The 17,185-nt window shown below is 68.7% G+C and carries 14 protein-coding genes, 2 pseudogenes and 1 riboswitch; of the genes and pseudogenes, 7 read left to right on the forward strand and 9 right to left on the reverse strand.

Annotation, left to right across the window (positions count from 1 at the left end):
- Window positions 1–288: 288 nt before the first annotated feature.
- Window positions 289–1,272 (reverse strand): helix-turn-helix transcriptional regulator, encoded by a 984-nt coding sequence (locus tag ACH4G3_RS18555; RefSeq protein WP_397625467.1) that lies wholly within the window; start codon window positions 1,270–1,272, stop codon window positions 289–291.
- 273 nt (window positions 1,273–1,545) lie between these two features.
- On the opposite strand from ACH4G3_RS18555, the gene ACH4G3_RS18560 reads away from it, so the two are divergent.
- Window positions 1,546–2,487, forward strand: a complete 942-nt coding sequence (locus ACH4G3_RS18560) for a haloalkane dehalogenase (protein ID WP_397625468.1) — start codon at window positions 1,546–1,548, stop codon at window positions 2,485–2,487.
- A gap of 87 nt (window positions 2,488–2,574) precedes the next feature.
- Here the strand turns inward: ACH4G3_RS18560 and ACH4G3_RS18565 are convergent.
- From ACH4G3_RS18565 to ACH4G3_RS18580, 4 genes and pseudogenes are all read right to left on the reverse strand, one after another.
- Window positions 2,575–2,694 (reverse strand): annotated as a pseudogene (locus tag ACH4G3_RS18565) (IS630 family transposase); the annotation flags it as partial.
- A gap of 196 nt (window positions 2,695–2,890) precedes the next feature.
- Window positions 2,891–3,853, reverse strand: coding sequence for a sugar phosphate isomerase/epimerase family protein (locus ACH4G3_RS18570; RefSeq protein ID WP_397625469.1), 963 nt, complete (start codon window positions 3,851–3,853; stop codon window positions 2,891–2,893).
- A 74-nt stretch (window positions 3,854–3,927) separates the two neighbouring features.
- Window positions 3,928–4,947: a Gfo/Idh/MocA family protein gene (locus ACH4G3_RS18575; protein WP_397625470.1), complete on the reverse strand. Its 1,020-nt coding sequence runs from the start codon at window positions 4,945–4,947 to the stop codon at window positions 3,928–3,930.
- A gap of 96 nt (window positions 4,948–5,043) precedes the next feature.
- Window positions 5,044–6,063: a sugar ABC transporter substrate-binding protein gene (locus tag ACH4G3_RS18580; RefSeq protein WP_397625471.1), complete on the reverse strand. Its 1,020-nt coding sequence runs from the start codon at window positions 6,061–6,063 to the stop codon at window positions 5,044–5,046.
- A 591-nt stretch (window positions 6,064–6,654) separates the two neighbouring features.
- On the opposite strand from ACH4G3_RS18580, the gene ACH4G3_RS18585 reads away from it, so the two are divergent.
- The gene (locus ACH4G3_RS18585) at window positions 6,655–7,689 is read left to right on the forward strand and encodes a LacI family DNA-binding transcriptional regulator (RefSeq protein WP_397625472.1); all 1,035 of its coding nucleotides are present in this window, start codon (window positions 6,655–6,657) and stop codon (window positions 7,687–7,689) included.
- Window positions 7,690–8,063: 374 nt separating this feature from the next.
- Here ACH4G3_RS18585 and ACH4G3_RS18590 read toward each other — a convergent pair whose 3' ends face one another.
- Together ACH4G3_RS18590 and ACH4G3_RS18595 are read right to left on the reverse strand one after the other, a co-directional pair.
- The gene (locus tag ACH4G3_RS18590) at window positions 8,064–8,492 is read right to left on the reverse strand and encodes a VOC family protein (protein WP_397625473.1); all 429 of its coding nucleotides are present in this window, start codon (window positions 8,490–8,492) and stop codon (window positions 8,064–8,066) included.
- A gap of 116 nt (window positions 8,493–8,608) precedes the next feature.
- Window positions 8,609–9,004, reverse strand: coding sequence for a VOC family protein (locus ACH4G3_RS18595; RefSeq protein ID WP_397625474.1), 396 nt, complete (start codon window positions 9,002–9,004; stop codon window positions 8,609–8,611).
- A gap of 172 nt (window positions 9,005–9,176) precedes the next feature.
- On the opposite strand from ACH4G3_RS18595, the pseudogene ACH4G3_RS18600 reads away from it, so the two are divergent.
- Window positions 9,177–9,843: pseudogene (locus tag ACH4G3_RS18600) on the forward strand (transposase family protein).
- Window positions 9,844–10,099: 256 nt separating this feature from the next.
- Window positions 10,100–10,480 (forward strand): DUF3592 domain-containing protein, encoded by a 381-nt coding sequence (locus ACH4G3_RS18605; RefSeq protein WP_397625475.1) that lies wholly within the window; start codon window positions 10,100–10,102, stop codon window positions 10,478–10,480.
- A 139-nt stretch (window positions 10,481–10,619) separates the two neighbouring features.
- Here ACH4G3_RS18605 and ACH4G3_RS18610 read toward each other — a convergent pair whose 3' ends face one another.
- Window positions 10,620–11,036: a hypothetical protein gene (locus ACH4G3_RS18610; RefSeq protein WP_397625476.1), complete on the reverse strand. Its 417-nt coding sequence runs from the start codon at window positions 11,034–11,036 to the stop codon at window positions 10,620–10,622.
- Window positions 11,037–11,739: 703 nt separating this feature from the next.
- Window positions 11,740–13,218, reverse strand: a complete 1,479-nt coding sequence (locus ACH4G3_RS18615) for an MFS transporter (RefSeq protein WP_397625477.1) — start codon at window positions 13,216–13,218, stop codon at window positions 11,740–11,742.
- 126 nt (window positions 13,219–13,344) lie between these two features.
- Here ACH4G3_RS18615 and ACH4G3_RS18620 point away from each other — a divergent pair, with 126 nt between their 5' ends.
- The 3 genes from ACH4G3_RS18620 to ACH4G3_RS18630 all read left to right on the forward strand — a co-directional run bounded on the left by ACH4G3_RS18620 (window position 13,345) and on the right by ACH4G3_RS18630 (window position 17,114).
- Entirely contained in the window at window positions 13,345–14,340 is a 996-nt protein-coding gene (locus tag ACH4G3_RS18620) for an Lrp/AsnC family transcriptional regulator (RefSeq protein ID WP_397625523.1), read from the forward strand.
- A gap of 884 nt (window positions 14,341–15,224) precedes the next feature.
- A riboswitch (ZMP/ZTP riboswitch) is annotated at window positions 15,225–15,311 on the forward strand.
- 21 nt (window positions 15,312–15,332) lie between these two features.
- Complete coding sequence (locus ACH4G3_RS18625) at window positions 15,333–16,199, forward strand: bifunctional 5,10-methylenetetrahydrofolate dehydrogenase/5,10-methenyltetrahydrofolate cyclohydrolase (protein WP_397625478.1); 867 nt, start codon at window positions 15,333–15,335, stop codon at window positions 16,197–16,199.
- A 447-nt stretch (window positions 16,200–16,646) separates the two neighbouring features.
- Window positions 16,647–17,114 (forward strand): SRPBCC family protein, encoded by a 468-nt coding sequence (locus ACH4G3_RS18630; RefSeq protein WP_397625479.1) that lies wholly within the window; start codon window positions 16,647–16,649, stop codon window positions 17,112–17,114.
- Window positions 17,115–17,185 lie beyond the last annotated feature (71 nt).

Below are 17,185 nucleotides of genomic sequence, written 5' to 3' on the forward strand. Positions count from 1 at the left end.
GTGGGGGGGGGGGGGCGGGCGGCGGCGGGCCGCCGCCCTTGCGGGGTGGGGTTCTGCGGCTCTTGGCCCGGCTGGGGGGGGGGGCCCCCCCGCGGCCCCCCCCCCCACCCCTCGACATTCAGGATTCAGGTGCGGCGCGGCAAGGAGGGCATTGCTGCGGCTGGTGGAGGCGGTGGATGCTGTCGCCGCTGCTGAACGCCCTGGGCCGTCCAGTGTGCAAGGACGAGGCCGGGGTCAGTGGCACCGTGGACGTGCTCACGCGCCGACGCATCCCGGCGGTGACCGCTGTCAGCCTGCTGGGGCGCCCTCGTACAGGGCGATGGTCTCCTGCGCCCTGCGGACCAGCGCCTCACGCAGTTCGGCCGGCTCCAGGACCTCGACGGCGGGGCCGAAGAGGAGTAGCTGCTCGGCCGAGCCCAGCGAATGGAACCTCACCTGCAGCTGCACCGGATCGGTGCTCTCGGCATCGGCGGGCTCCTGCGGCGGGGCGGCGAGCTCCGCACCATACAGAGCCAGGAATTTCGCCAGCACGGGGCGCTGGACCTTCACCGTCACGCTCACCGGTGTGGGCACGTTGTCGACCACATCGCGGAGGGTCTCCCACAGTTCGGCCAGCTCCACCCCGCTGCGCCGCTGGACGGGATCCTCGGTGACCGTCGCCGAAAGCATCCGGTCCGCCCGGAACATCATGGGCTTCTCGCGGTGATCGGCGATCAGGTACCAGATGCCCGACTTGCTCACCAGCCCGTACGGATCAAGGGTGTAGGAGCGGACTTGGGCATCGCGGCCGTGACGGTAGCGCAGCCGAAGCCGCCGGTCGTTGAAGACCGCGGCCTGGAGCACGCCGAGGTCGACGGTGAGTTGCTGAGGGCTGCTGCGCCAGCGCACCGGGTCGATCAGGATGCGGCGGCTGGCGAGATCGGCGTCGACGCGAAACGGCGCGGGCACAGCGGCCATGACCTTGCGCAGCGCCGAGCCGATCGCCGGGCCCAGCCCCAGGTCGGCGTGGGCCCGGTCGGTGACAAGTACGAACAGAGCGCGGGCTTCGTCGGCCGTCAGGCCGGTGACATCGGTGCGGTAGCCGGGAAGCAGGGCGATGCCCCCGTTGCGGCCGCGCTCGGCGTACACGGGCACACCGGCCGCGGACAGCGCCTCGACGTCGCGGAAGATCGTCCGGACCGACACCTCCAGGCGCGCGGCCAGGTCGGTCGCGGGCATCTGCCCGTGGGTCTGCAGCAACAGCAGCAGCGACAGCAGTCGGTCGGATTTCATATCCCAAGCATGACCCGGATACATGACGCAGTCCGTCATGTATCTGGAGTGTGCTTCACAACAGCTCCCCTCATCCCGAACCGCGGCACAGGGCTCGGCTCCGCAGAAGTCGGCCCTGCTGGCCGTCGCTGCCTCTCCCGCCGGGCGTGCCGAAAAAGTCGCAGATAAACATGACGGCACATGTCAGGTATCCGCTCGTACGTTCATGGGGCAGCAGCACGCGGCTCGGCACCAGAGCGAGCCAGCCAATCCACATCGCAGGAAGGGAGCGACATGTCGAACTCATCAGCCGGCATGGACATCGAGCGAACCCCGGACGAGCGTTTCGAAGACCTCGCCGACTGGCCGTACGAGCCGCGGTACGTCACGGTCGGCGAGGCTCTGCGGATGCACTACGTCGACCAGGGGCCGGCCGACGGTCCGGTCGTGGTGCTCGCTCACGGTGAGCCGACCTGGGGCTATCTGTACCGCAAGATGATCCCCGGCCTGGTGGCAGCGGGCCGACGGGTCCTGGTCCCGGATCTGATCGGGTTCGGCCGCTCGGACAAGCCGGTCGACCGGGCCGCGTACACCTACGAGTCCCACATCGCCTGGACCGGTGACTGGCTGGACCAGCTCGGCCTCACCGACATCACCTTGTTCGGCCAGGACTGGGGCGGCTACATCTTCAACGTGCACGTCGGGCTCACGCCCGACCGGTTCGCGGCCGTGGTCGCCTCCAACACCGGCCTGACCGACCCGGACTTCATGGCCTCACTGACCGCGGAGCAGTTCGCGCAGGGATTCAGCGCATTCCTGCAATGGCGGGAGATGTCCGAGGCGCCCGACCTGACCGCTTCGCGGGCGGTCGCTGCCGCTCTCAGCGTGACCGGCGACGTCCTGACCGAGGAGGAGGCCGCCGCCTACGACGCCCCTTTCCCTTCCGAGCGGTACTTCGCCGGGGCACGGCAGTTCCCGCACCTCGTCACGCTCGACACCCCGGAACCCCTCGCCTCGACGCTGCGCAGTGCCTGGGCCGGGCTGGAAGCCTTCGACAAGCCGTTCCTGACCGCCTTCGCCGAACACGAACAGATCTCGCGCCCCTTCGAGGGAATCCTCCAGGCCCGCGTCCCCGGTGCGAAGGGGCAGAAGCACGTGACGATCCCCGACGCCGGTCACTTCCTGCAGGAACAGCAGCCCGACCAGCTGGTCAAGGCCATCCTCAGCCTCGGCTGACAGCCACCCGCCCGACGGCCCACCACACCTGCCCGCTCGCGCGGGTGAGTGTGGCGGGCATGGCGGAGACCGGCCTCACACCTGCCGGGCATTGGCCAGGGTGAACTGCCGCAGCGGGCCGAAGTGCGCCTCGATCGGGTTGGTCCAGGAGTCGTTGGTCGGGGTGCGGCACAGCTCGACCTTGTTCTTCTGAGCCCACTGGCGGACGGTGCCCGGGCCTGTCGTCAGGTTGCGGGTGTATAGGTGACGGTCTGTTCGCAACAGGCGGCCACGAGGTCGTTCAGGGCAGCTGCGTGTTCGGTGGTGGCGGTGGTCAGCCGGTCGTCCCACTCGCCGCGGTCGACCTTGGCCAGGCGGACTCAGCCGCGCGGAACTCGTGTCCGTGCGTGCGGCTTCGGACGGCTCAGATCTCCTGGGGCTTGTAGGAGCTGGGGTCGCGCAGGATGACTCGGCGCAGGAGGTCGACGGTTTTGGTGACGCCCTCGACGGGGGCCACAAGAACGTCCTCGTGCTCGATGCTCAGGACGTCGTCGTAGCCGGCTCGGCGCAGGGCGAGGCAGAAAGCGCGCCAGAACGCGTCGTCGTGGCCGTAGCCGAGGGTGACGTAGTTCCAGGAGCGTTCCTCGGCGGCCATGACCGGCAGCGTCTCCAGCCTGCTGGTCAGCGCCTGCCGGGTGGGTTCCAGCCGGGTGTCCTTGGCATGCACGTGGTGGATCGCCTCGCCCAGGGCCTCGATGGCGGCCAGCGGGTCGGCACCCATCCACATCAGGTGACTGGGGTCGAAGTTGGCCCCGACCACGGGCCCTACCTCCTCGCGCAGGCGCAGGAGGGTGGGGACGTTGTAGACCGCCTGGTGGGCGTGCATCTCCAGAGCGAGCTTGGGTACGCCCCGGTCGCGGGAGTGGGCGACGAGGTCTCGCCAGTACGGGAGTACGACCTCGGTCCATTGCCAGTCGAGGATCTGTGTGGTCTCCGGCGGCCAGGAGACCGTGATCCAGTTGGGGTTGGCGTCGCCCGGCCCGCCCGGCAGCCCGGACATCATCACCACGCGGTCGACGCCGAGGAGCGGGGCGAGAGCGATCGTCCTGCGCGCGACCTGGTCGTGCTCGCGGCCGTTGGGCCCGGGGTGCAGGGGGTTGCCTGAGCAGGTGAGGGCGCTGATCGTGAGCCCTCGGTCGGCGACCTTGGCCAGCAGTTCGCGGCGCGCGCCGTCGCTGTCGAGAAGCCGGTCAATGTCGATGTGCGGGGCCGTGGACCAGGCGCCGGTGGCGAACTCCACATGGTCCAGGCCGAGTTCGGCGGCCAGGTCCAGGGTCTCGTCGAGCGTGAGCTGCCCGACGCTGTCGGTGTTCAGACCGATCTTCATGATGAGTCCCGTCTGCGGTGTGGTCGGGCGGGGAGCGGTCGATCCCCGCTGGTTCGGTGTGCCGGCGGCAGGGGTCAGATGTAGAGGTGTGGGCGCTCGGCCAGTTCCACCTCGACGCGGCGGCCCTCGGTCTGGGCGCGGATGCCCGCCTCGCAGACCGCGGCCACGGCGTAGCCGTCCCAGGCGCTGGGGCCGGTGACCTCGCCGCGTCGGGTGGCGTCGACCCATGCCTGGACCTCACGGTCGTACGCTTCCTCGAACCGCTCGACGAAGCCGGGGGTGACCGTGCCGCCCCAGCGGCCGCCGGTGGTGACGAGCATGTCGTGCCGGTCGCCGATGCGGGCGGTGCCGTGCTCGCACACCGCCTCGGCCTGGACCTGGTAGCCGTAGCGGGCGTTGACGTAGATCTCGACGTCGACCAGGGCGCCGCCGTCGGTTTCGAAGACGACGAACTGGGGATCGGCCAGTCCTTCGGGCGCGTTGCCTGAGGACCGCGGCCGCATGACGGTGACGGAGGTGATCTCCTGGCCGAGCAGCCAGCGGGTGATGTCCATCTCGTGGGTCACGGAGTCGTTGATGAGCATGGCGCTGGTGAAGTCCGGCGGACAGGACGGGTTGCGGTGCCGGTTGTGCAGCATCAGCGGCCGGCCCAGTTCCCCGCTGTCCAGCAGCGCTTTGAGCTTGAGGTACTCGTGGTCGTAGCGGCGCATGAAGCCCACCTGCACCCGGCGGTGCCCGAGCCGCTGCTCGGCCTCCAGCACGCGCAGGGCGGAGGCGGCGTCGGGGGTGAGGGGCTTCTCGCACAGGACGGGCAGGTCGTGCTCGAACGCGGTGAGCAGGGCCGCCTCGTGGGCGATGCCCGGGGATGCGAGCACTACGGCGTCGACGTCGGGTGAGGCCGTCGCTTCGGCGACGTCGCCATAGGCCGCGCATCCGTCGATGTCGGCGGCGACCGTCTTGGCGCGATCGATGTCGACGTCGACGACCGCGGCCACATGGGCGCCGCTGGTCACCTCGCTGATCCGGCGTACGTGGTCGGCTCCCATGCGTCCGGTGCCGATCACGGCGACTCCAAGGGAGGTGTGGTGGGTCATGTGGTTCCTTGCCTCGGGGGTGGGGGGTTGGCGGTGACGGTCAGCCGCAGGCCGGCCGAACCCGCATGGGTCCGGCCATGACCCGAGTCGTACGCGTCACCGTGTTCCCTTGGCCGCGAACGTGGCGACGGTTGCGACGTTGGACTTGTCGACGAAGGCCGGGCCGGTCAGCACGGGCGCCACGCCACCGCCGCTGTAGTTGCCGTTGTTCTTGTAGAGCCAGAGGGAGTCGACCGCCAGGTAGCCCTGCAGATAGGGCTGCTGGTCGACGGCGAACTGGATGCTGCCGTCCTGGATCGCCTTCACGAGTTCCTTGTTGAGGTCGAAGGTGGCGACCTTGGCCTTGCTGCCGCCGTCGGACACCGCCTGTGTGGCGGTCAGCGCGACCGGGGCGGCGAGGGTGACGACGTAGTCGATGGACGGGTCCTGCTTGAGCTTGGCGGTGATGGTCGACTTCACGGACGGCATGTCGGCGCCGTTGACGAACAGGTTTTCCGTCGTGCCCGAGAAGCCCTTCTTGACGCCCCCGCAGCGTGCCTCGAGGGCGACCTGGCCCTGTTCCTGAATGACACAGGCGACCTTCTTGGCACCGAGGGCACTCAGCTTCTTCCCGACCGCCTCGCCCGCGACGGTCTCGTCCTGGCCGAAGTACTCGAGCAGGCCCTGCTTGTTCCAGTCGTCCACACCGGAGTTGAAGCCGACCACGGGTATACCGGCCTGCACCGCCTTGGCCACGGTGCCCTTCATGGCGTCGGGCTTGGCGAGGGTGACGGCGATGCCGTCGACCTTCTGGTCGATCGCGTTCTGCATCAGGTTGGCCTGGTTGCCCCCGTTCGGGTCGGAGGAGTAGACCAGCTTGATGTTGTCCTTGGCGGCCGCGGCCTGGGCGCCCTTGCGGATGGTGTCCCAGAACGTGTCGCCGGGGACGGCGTGGGTGATCATCGCGATGGTCATGCGGGGCGTGGTGGCCTTGCCGGCGGAGTCACCGGCTGCGCTCTCCTCCGACTTCTTGCCGCCCGAGCTGCTGGAGCAGCCGGCGAGTGCCAGGACTGTACTGGCGGTCATGGCCACCAGGACGGTGAATCTGCGGGAGCGGGAGGAAAGCGAGCGGTTCATTTCGGCACCTCACTGTGCTGACTTGCGGGAAGGGGTGATCCAGCGACGGGACGCGACACATCCCGTTGCGGGTCGGGCGGGGAGCTGTTGGGTGGCACGCACATGCCGTACGGCTCTGCGGCTCGGGATGGGGGAACAGACTGTGAACGCGGCGCGGAACCGCTCCATGGCGGTGTGACTGTCGCCGGAGGGACATGCCTCCAGGGCGACCGTGCCGTCGTAGCCGAGGTCCGCGGATGTAGCCGGTCATCGAGGAGGACTCGGCAGGGGGTCTGGGCCAGTGCGTTCAGATCGTGCCGGGTCCGGTCCCAGATCTCCACCTGGAAGCCGGCCTCGTGGATGCGCCGGACCCGCTCCTCGATCGACAGGTCTTGGAAGACCATCTCGGCACAGACCGCCAACGTGTACATCCCAGCTCCAGACTTATAACGTTCTAAGGGATCGGGAGCAGTACGCCAGGTGCCGGGCGGCCTGTCAAGGGTTTGTGCGGACATTTGATTCATAACGTTGTAACAACGTTGACCAGTGCGTGCCCTGCTCGGCTCGGTCTACGATCACCTCGGAGAAGACCCTCGATCAGGAAGGCCGACGGTGCCATCGCGCTCTGCCGTCCCGGACGGAAAGCGGCCGACGCTCAGCGACCTCGCGGCGCGGGCAGGTGTCTCCGTGCCGCTTGCTTCCATGGTCATGCGCGGTGCCAAGGGGCCCAGCGCGGCAAGCCGCGAGCGGGTACTGCGGGCCGCGCAGGAGATCGGCTACCGGCCGGACAGCAGGGCACGCCTCCTGCGCAGCAGCCGCTCGCACCTGGTGGGAGTGCAGTTCGACCTGCGACAGCCCTTCCACGCCGACATGGTTGAGGCGCTCTACGCCGCGGCGGGGGCGGCCGGCTATCAGATCGCGCTCAGCGCAGCCGCCGCGAGCCGCAGCGAACAGGAGGCGGTGGAGACGCTGCTCGCCGACCGCTGCGAGGCGTTGATCCTGCTCAGCCCTCATGCCCCGGCGGCCCGGCTGGCAGAAATCGCGGCGCAGCTGCCCGTCGTCTCCGTGGCCCGCCGGCTGCGTCCGCTCGCCGAGGGCGTCGATGTCGTCCGCGCGGCCGACGACGAGGGCGCCCGCCAGGCGGTCGACCACCTCGTGGCACTCGGCCATCGCGACATCGTCCACATCGACGGGGGCAGGGCGCCGGGCGCGGCCGACCGGCGCCGCGGCTACAAGTCGGCCATGAAGCAGCACGGCCTCACCGACCGCATCCGCCTCGTGCCGGGCGGGCTGACCGAGGACCACGGCGCCGCAGCCGCACGAACACTCCTCGCCGAGGCTGCCCGCCCCACCGCCGTCCTCGCCTTCAACGACCACTGCGCAATGGGCGTCCTCGACACCTTCCTGCGCGCCGGTATCCCTGTGCCCGACGAGATCTCGGTCGTCGGCTTCGACGACAGCCACCTCGCCCGCCTCGCCCACGTCCAACTCACCACGGTCGGGCAAGAAGCCCGCCAGCTGGCGCGCCGGGCCGTGAGCCGGGCCGTCGCCCGGCTGGAGGGTGGGGCGACGGACGACGAACGAGAAGTCGTCGTCACACCACACCTCGTCATACGAAGCACCACCAGGGCACCTTGCCGCTCCTGACCCGCGCTGCTCCACGTCCCGGCTCGATCTGGTCGAAGTTCCACCCCGACCCGAAAGGACCACCGCGGCTGTCCGCCGAGGAACCCGCCTCCATCCAGGCGGACGCGCGTGCCACGGTCTGATCCACGACGAGAGGCTGGAATCGCCGCCGGGGCGACGTCACCGAGCTGAAGCAGGAAGTAGTCCGCGAGGTCACAGCCACCCTCATGTTCGGCACCCAGCTAGCCCCCGAGGGACGCTTCCCGACCATGCTCGACCGCGCCGACGCGGTCGGCCGCCAGGTCGTAGCGGACGTACGGCGTCCACACCGCCATGCTCGGCATCGCCCGGCTGCACAACCTCGCCCTCACGGGATGAACTCACGCCCCATACGCTCAGTCGATACAGAACTCGTTGCCCTCGATGTCCAGCATCGGAATGCACGAATCATTGCCGTCATACAGCGTTTGCACGTGTACCGCGCCGAGCGGGACCAGTCGTGCGCATTCGGCCTCAAGTGCCGCGAGGCGCTCTTTTCCCACAAGTCCGGTGCCGACCCGCACATCAAGATGCACCCGGTTCTTGGCAATCTTCCCTTCGGGGACGCGCTGGAAGTACAGCCGCGGGCCTACTCCTGAGGGATCAATGCAGGCGAACCAAGAATCCCGCTGCTCAGGTGGCTGCGAGCGCTTGTAATCATCCCAAGTCTCAAACCCCTCTGGTGGCGGCGGTACGACGTATCCCAACACCTCACACCAGAAACGAGCGAGACGCTCAGGTTCTGCGCAGTCAAAAGTGACTTGGAACTTCTTGATCGCAGACATCAGTTGCACCGTACCAAGGGACTTGGGGATCTACCGTTTGGTGAGGGAGACAGCGAGGTCTTCTCGGCAACGTGATGGTTGCAGTGTGCGATGGGATGCGGGTGCCCGCTCGTGGCCTAGTTCTGCGGTGCCAGGGTGCGCAGGACGCAGAACTCGTTGCCCTCGGGGTCTGCCATGACCACCCAGTTTCGGTCTGAGCTCTGGCCCACATCCGTCTTGGTGGCGCCGAGGCCGAGTAATCTGGTCACCTCGTCCTCGGTGCTGCCGTCGATCGGGCTGACGTCGAGGTGAAGCCGGTTCTTCACAGACTTGCCCTCCGGCACCTGGATGAACAGCAGGGTGGGCGGCATCTGGCGGGCACGTACATCTTCGACGGTCGGCACCCAGCAGCCGATCTCGACCTTGCCCTCGCTCCGGTCGATCACCTTGAAGTCCAGGACCTCGCACCAGAAGGCCGCGAGCCTCTCCGGATCGTGGCAGTCAACGGCCAGCTCGGTGAACCGACTTGTCATGACTCTCCCAGATGGTGCGGACGAGATTCAGAGTATGCCGCCCGTCCGACAGATCCGCGATCTTCCTGACCAAGGACATCAGGCGGGCTTGACCCCACATCAGATACGCGAGAAGTCCTGGTAGGAATAGGTCTGCGAAGATCACGTTCCGGAACCCAGAGGCCTTTACGCGTTGACCGGTATCACCTACACCGCAACACTCGACGTCGGCAGGGAGACCGCCGAGACTCTCGCCCGGTTCTTGCGCGAGCACCGCGAACGGCTCGGCACCCGCAGGGCACGCGGTCCCGGGGCGTCGGCTGGCCCAACTCGCGCGCAACGGGGTTTCGGTACCCACCGCGTACCGCTACTTGCACGAGGGGCTGACCGTACTGCCGACCACGCCCTGGATATGTCCACTGCGCTGGAACGGGCGGTGGTCGCCGGCCATACCCATCTCAACCTGGACGGCACCGTCCTCCGTACCGACCGCGTCGCTGCCCCGGCCCCAACGGCGCCGACCTCTGGTGGTCCGGGAAGCACAAGCACCACGGCGGCAACGTCCAGGTCATCTCAGCCCCCGACGGTTGGCCGATCTGGGTCTCCCCGGTCCGCCCCGGCCGCGAGCATGACACCAACTGCGCCCGCTCTCACGGCCTGGTCGACGCCCTGAACCGGCTCGCTTCCGCCCTCGACATTCCCACCCTGACCGACCTCGGCTATGAGAACGCCGGCGACGGCTTCCACCACCCGGTCAAGAAGCCCGAGGTAGGCGAACTCGCCTCGATCCCAGCGGCATCACACGGATCGCCCGAGCCGCCCTGGTCCTGCTCCAGCTGGAGCACGGCCGCACCACCTGAACAAAGATCACGAACCGTCACGATGACGAGCACCAGGAGCAGCAGGACGAGCAGAGCGAGCGCGGACATGATCGGTCCCCCCTTTGGGGCGAAAGCGAAACGTCTTCGTGGCTCTGCGGGCGGGGCGGAGGGAGCCCCTGTACTGGGGACGTTGTGCGAGGAGCTGGAGGTGGCTCCAGGTAGGTTGGCCGCTACCGAGGTGGGGGCTGTCGGCTCCCGGTGAGGGAATCGACCAACAAGGGGGCAGTGGCGGGGAATGACCGGACTGATCGGTATCGGGGTTCTCTTGCTGCCGTTCGGGCTGCGCATCTGGTACGTCGAGCGGAGCTTGAAGCGCAACGGGGTGCGGGTGGTCGCGAGGTGCATCGACCGGGTCTACGAAGGGGACAGCGTGGATCCCAAGAGTGTGGTGTGCGAGTACTTCGCCGAGGACGGCACCCGGATGCGCTGGATGGTGGGCGGTGAGCCCGCCTTCCCGGAGGTGGGCGACCAAGTCGAGCTGGTCTATGACGCACAGTACCCGAGCCAAGCCGAACGGTGGACGGACAAGAGAAGCCCGATCACGCTCGGCGTCGGCTGGACATTCCTGGCCGGGTTGTTGATAGCCACAGGCACGTTGGGAGTACTGCTCACCTGAGGTCACGAGGGGAAGTCAGTCATGCCGGTGTGAGCTTTCTGGTCCGGCCGATCATCCCCTGGTGCGCCGGGGCGAGAGGCCCCCCGGCCCCTCCCGGCGGGACTGGGATCGCGACTCCAGGCACGTCGGCGGGGTGAGGTCAGGGCGCGAAGTACCAGCAGTACAAGCTCAGGCCTCTCTCCGCACGACGGGTGGCCAGGGCTGACAGACGCTCAAGGAGGTCAACCGCGCTGTCGGGAGAAATCTCATTGTCCGGTTCGGAGGCGATCTCAGCCCATGTGAGGGCTGTGGTTCGGAGCCGATCCGTTCCTGCGCCGATAAAAGCGGTGCAGAGCGGCTGAGGAACAGCGAAGACAGTGAAGCCGTCGTTGGCCATGGGCACCACGTGCCTGAGCGGACTCTCGGCCCCCGTCAGCAGAGCCTCCCACCTCGCAACCGCCTCATCTGGATAGATGCCCTCACACGGCACGGCAGGCAAATCGTGGCTCTTGCGCGGTCCTACCCGCACTGCGGACTCGTCGTCTCCAGCAAGGAAGAACTCTCCTACAAGCACCATCTGTCGATTCTGGCATTCATTGGTACCCAGGAGGCCGGCCGAGTTACTGCTCCGCCGCCGGGGCGCTCGCGGACGCCCTCGAGCTGGGGGCAGGCGTCTGCCGCGCGGGGCGGGGGAGGCCGACCAGATGCTGGTGAACGGCTACGGCAGCCCCGCCTGCTGGTACTGGACGAGGCACAGCGCCTTCCGGCGCGGGCGCTGGAGTCCAGCTCGGGGAAGGCGTCCGCCATGTCCTCTGAAACTGGACCGGGGATACGGAACTCGTATCTGCGTGTCGTGCGTGCATCAGGCATGTGGTCATGGTGGGGAGGCCGGGACCGAGGGAGCCTCACCCGCAATGGGTGAGGCGTCTCGGACGCTGGGCACCGGCCCTACAAGGCGGCTGGGCCGTCGCCGGGAGGGGATGCGGGCGGGCTGCGGCGTGCCAGGACGGCCTGCAAGTCAGCGGGTGGCCGCCGTTGCACCGCCGTCCCGGCCGACGCTTGGCGGCCACCCGCTGGTGGACCGACACTCGTCGGGTGATCGGTTTGGTGTGTGGCTGTGGGCGGGTGGTGCTGGTGCTTCGGTAGCCGAGGCGACGGCGGTTGCTGGCCCCCGGCTGGGGGTCTGATCTGCAGGGTCTGTCGGGTAGCGGGCCGTGGTGAGCAGGTCGTGTCAGCTGCGCTGTGCAGGGTGCATGTGCTGTGCAGGGTGCATGTTCAGTTCAGCCCGCCTCGTCCCCCGCCTTGTCGGCGGGAACGGCCGGTCGGGTACGGCGCGCCGTCATCACACCGGCGGCCGCTGCGGTGGCGGCCAGGAGCACGGCGGCTGTGCCGAGCGCGTGTTCGGCCGCGGTGCGGGGGCCGCCGGTCGTGTCGAGGTAGATCCCGCCGATCAGAGCGACGCCGAGCGTTCCGCCGAGTTGTTGGACGGCGTTGAGCAGTCCCGCTGTGGAGCCGGTCTCCTGCGGTCCGACGGCTCCCAGCGCAGTGGTGAAGAACGGTGGCGTGAACAGCCCGGAGCCCAGCCCTGCCAACGCGAGGGCGAACGGGAGGGCCGTCGGGTAGGCGTCGGGGGCGGCGGCGCGGTAGGAGAGCGCGGCCGCGGCCAGGCCGCCGGCGAAGGTTGCGATGCCCGCGTGCATGACACGCCCGCCGTACCGGGGGACGAGGTGGCTTCCGGCGGCCCAGGAGGCGACGGCCAGTCCCGTGGACCAGGGCAGCAGGCTGAGTCCGGCGGTAAGCGGCCCGTCATGGAGGCCGAGTTCTAGGTGCAGGACGACGGTGATCATGACGCCGTTCATCACGGCGAAGAACAGCGTGGACGTAGCCAGTGCTGCAGGAAAGGAGCGGCCGCGCAGCAGGGCGGGTTCGATCGACGGGGCTTTGCCGCGACGGGCGGTGCGGCGTTGCTGGGCGACGAACACCGTGAGGACGACGGCGCCGGCTGCAGCGGTCGCCCACGCTGCGGGCCCGGGGCGGCCGGTGGCGAGCGGGCACACCAGCAAGGCGGTGCCGAGCATGGCCAGTGCGGTGCCGGCCGGGTCGAGGCGGGGGCGGACGGGGGCGCGGTCCTCGCGCAGCCGGGATGTGGCGGCCAGAACGGCGGCGGCCAGGGGGAGGTTGACGAGGAAGACGGCGCGCCAGGAGGCGCCGAGCAGGTCGGCGTGGGCGAGGACGCCGCCGAGCGCGGGGCCGGCGACGGCAGACAGCCCCATGACGGGACCGATCATGCCGAGAGCCTTGGACAGTTCGGGGCCGGTGAACATGGCGCGGATCAGCCCGAACGTCTGCGGGATGATCGCGGCAGCGGCGGCCCCTTGCAGGGCGCGCAGGATGATGAGAACGGTGGCGGTGGGAGCGAGCGCGCACGCCAGGGAGGTCGCGGCGAACACGATGACCCCGGTACAAAAGACGCGCTTGCGGCCGTGAATGTCGCCAAGGCGGGCGCCGGTGAGCAGGCCGAGGGCGAAGGCGAGGGTGTAGGAGGCGCTGAACCACGGGATGGTGGCGCCCGCTCCGCCGAGATCGGTGTGGATGACAGGCGCGGCGACCTGGACGATGGTGGCGTCGAGCAGGTTCATGGCCTCGGCGGCAAGGAGTGCGGCGAGCGCTGTCCAGCGCCACCGGTACGGCGCGGGCGCGTCGGCGAGGGTGCCCGGTGCGGCCGCCGCGGTGGCGGGTGTGCCGGTCGTGCCAGACATACGGTCTCCCTGGGGATACGAGTGGTGACGGACCGGTGACCACCGTGCCCACCCACCTGCATCAGCTTCCATTTCTTCGCAGTCGATGTGTGATTACTTCCATTCAGATCAGCTAATTTGCTGGATATGCTCGTACTGGATGATCTGGATAGAGGCCTGATCCATGCCCTGCAGGTGGAAGCGCGGGCGCCGTTCACGCTTATTGCCGAGATCCTCGGCTCCTCGACGCAAACCGTCGTCCGCCGCTACCGACGCCTGCACGCGCAGGCCGGGCTGCGGGTGGTGACGCTGCCGACACCGCGCAGCGCGGGCGCACACCAGTGGTTCGTGCGGCTGACGGCCGCGACGCGCAGCGCGCACGACATCGCGGTGGCGCTCGCGCGCCGACCGGACACCTCTTGGGTGCGGCTGACGTCCGGCGGCACGGAGATCGTGGCGATCATCCACACGGCACCCTCCGGTCCGGACGCGCACGCGCTGCTGTTACGCGACATCCCCCGCACTGCCGGAATCACCTCGGTCTCCGCCCACTACCTGCTGCACACCTACCTCGGCGGGCCGACCGCATGGCGGGGACGGGTGAACGTGCTGGACGAAGAGCAGGAGGCCCGGCTACGCGCTGAACGGGACACAAGCGGCGTCAGCGGACGAGCCGCGCACCCCGGGGACGAGCCGTACCTGCTGACCGACGCGGACCGGGTGTTGCTGGACGCATTGCGCGAGGACGCACGGGCCAGCTACGCGGAACTGGCGGCGGTGACCGGCACGACGGCGTCGACAGTGGCCCGCAGGCTCGCAGAACTGCGGGCACGCGGCGCACTCTTCTTCGACGTGGACGTGGACCCGGCGGTGGTGGGCATCACGGTGTCGGCGCTGTTGTGGATGCAGGTCGCGCCCGCGCACCTGGAGACGGTGGCCACCGCCCTGGCGGGCCACGAGGAACTGGCGCTGGTCGCGGCGACGACCGGGCCGACGAACCTGGTCGCGCATGCGCTGTGCCGGGACGCAGAGGCGCTCCACGCGTACCTCACGCAGCGCGTGGCATGGGAGGAAGTGGCACGCATTGAAACGGCCCCGGTACTGCGCACATACAAGGCAGCGGTGGCTCTGCGGACACCCTGACTCGCCCCGGTTCCGGCCGCTACGGCACATGCAAACCCCTCTGTCGTGGGGGCGCGCGCCGGTACTCCCGCACCATCAAAGTCGTACGGACCGCTGCACGGGCAGAGAAGACGTACCAGATGAGCAGACCTGGGGAACAGCCTGAGGGGTGGGGAATTCAATCAACGGGCGCCATCAGGGCGGCAGCGTCCCTGGTCACAGGCGAACGGTGAACCGGCCGTCGGGCAGTTTCCTAAGCCGGCCGCGGCAGGCCAGCCTGACCAGCTTCCCGTGCAGCGCCTCCGGTCTGGACTGCACGCCGATGTCCACCCCAGCATCTCGCCGACCTGCCGGGCCAAGACCGGTCCGGCGCCCTGCCGCACGGCGGCGAGAATGCGCCGGTAGTCCGACGGCAGAGCCCCCTCCTCCACGCCGGACGTGCGGTGCGGGATCAGCGTCACCGCCCGGCCGCCCACCTGCCCGGGCGTCGGCGCGGCCGAAGCACGCTCCCCGGCGAGTTGCTCACTCACCCGCTCAAGAACCCGTTCAGCTACCGCGAGTTCGTCGCGCTCGGCGCCGGACAGAACCTAGTGGACCGACGTTGTGGCCAACTGTGCTGCTGGCGTTGCCCCTTGAGCGAGGGGCGACCCGGACTTCGACGCTATGGACTGGGAGCTTGAAGGAGTTGGAGGTCCAGCCATGCTGGAGGAGAGGATCGAGGGCGGCCACCGGCTCGGGGCCTGGGGTGGGTGGATCACAAGCCGGAGTGCGACGTGCTGGCCCTCGCGGAGGACATCGTCGGTGGTCATGTCGTCGGTGGTCATGCGGACGATCCGGCTGACGGGCTGACTAGGTGTTTTTGAACTTCCGTTCATGATCAGTGGAAGTGCTATCCCCTAGAGTGGTACCTGGGCCGTGACTGGCGCTGAGGTGGAGCACCACCGGGGAGCGGTCTGACGAATCGGTCGATGCCGTGCGCCTGGGCGAGTGGTCAGCAACGCCAGGAGGCGACCATGTCGCAGACAGAGACAGCCCGGCTTATGGACGGCGTCAGCCTTGCCCGACGCATCGTTGAGGAGGCATCAGGCAGGGCGGCAGAGCTAGCTCGACGCGTTGGCGTGACGCCTTGCCTGGCAACGGTGCTGGTGGGTGAAGATCCGGCTTCGGTGACGTACGTCCGGATGAAGCGGGCCCGTTGCGCGAAGGCGGGTATCGAGTCCCGGCTTGTCAGCATGCCGGCCACCACTACGACCGCTGAGCTGGTAGAGACCCTTCAGTCCCTTTCTCAGGACGCTGGAGTGCACGGCATCTTGCTTCAGCACCCCTGCGGCCCTCACATCGATGAGCGGGCGGCGTTCGAGGCCATCGCGCCGGAGAAGGACGTCGACGGGGTCACGATGAGCTCCTTCGGGGCGATGAGCTTCGGGCTGCCTGGCTTCGCATCCTGCACCCCGGGCGGGATCATGCGGCTCTTGGACGAGTATGACGTCGATCTTGCAGGTCAGCATGCCGTTGTCGTGGGTCGAAGCGCGATCCTCGGCAAGCCCGTCGGAATGCTCTTGCTCGCCCGGGACGCCACTGTCACCTATTGCCATTCCCGCACGACCGATCTGGCCGCGACTGTGCGGGAAGCGGACGTTGTTGTGGCGGCCGTGGGACGGCCTCGGCTTATCCGCGGCGAAGACGTCAAGCCGGGGGCCGTCGTGATCGACGCCGGATACAACCCGGGCAACGTCGGCGATGTCGACTTCGACACCGCACGCACTCGTGCCCGCTTGATCACGCCAGTCCCCGGTGGGGTCGGCCCCATGACCATCGCAGTCCTGCTGGCGCAGACGGTTGATGCGGCATCCGCCCAGCACGGGTTGGCCAGCCGGTGAGCGGGGACACCCCTGGCCTTGGCGTCGACGACCATCCCCGAGGAACCGATCACCCCCGCCTCCCGCCACCGCCCGAGACGCCCGTCACCTGGCCGCCGCCGGCCACGGCGCGCTGACCGCCGAAACCGAGTGCGGTGCCCTCCGCTACCTAGGTCGACTGCTCCGGCGAGGGAAGTCTCGCGCCACCGCTTCCTCCGCAGCCGCAGCCGCAGCCGCAGCCGGTGCGGTCGGCTCGGAGAAGTCGGTCCACGGCTGTGTGGCCTGCAGCTGCAGGAGCAGCCCAAAGCCCACACGTTGGGTTTCACGAATGCGCGAGGAATAGTCAAGACCTGTGGATCGGCGTGCCATGCGACTTGTTGGTCGCGTCCTGATTCCTGGCTGGTTTCTTCGGCGGGTCGTTCGATGAGTATGGACTCAGCGGAATGTCTTTGGTCCTAGGATCGGGCCATGAGCAGGACCGACCGCGCCAGCCGGGTGATCGCGGCGTCACCGGCGACTGTCTACGACGCCCTCCTCGACCGGGAGTCGCTTGAGGCCTGGTTGCCGCCGGACGGCATGCGCGGGCGGGTCGAGCGGTGGGATCCCCGGCCTGGCGGCGGGTTCCGGATGGTTCTCACCTACCTCGACTCCTCCGACAGCCCCGGCAAGACCTCTGATGCGACGGATGTCGTCGACGTCGGGTTCGCCGACCTGGTGCCACCGGAGCGCGTGGTGCAGCGGGCGGTGTTCGAGGCCGACGACCCATCGTACGCGGGCACCATGACGATGACCTGGCACCTCGCCGCCGCCGGTGACGGGACCGAGGTGACCGTCACCGCCACGGACGTGCCACCCGGCATCGACCAAGCGGACCACGAAGCTGGGATCGCCTCCTCGCTGGCCAACCTGGCGTCGTACGTCGAAGCGGCCGGCTGACTCAAGACGGCTGCGCCCGGGCCCGGCCATGATGCCCTCTCCCGCGGAGTAATTGTCAAGATCAGTGGCTC

The sequence above is a fragment of the Streptomyces afghaniensis genome (assembly GCF_044327915.1).
Lineage (GTDB): Bacteria > Actinomycetota > Actinomycetes > Streptomycetales > Streptomycetaceae > Streptomyces > Streptomyces afghaniensis.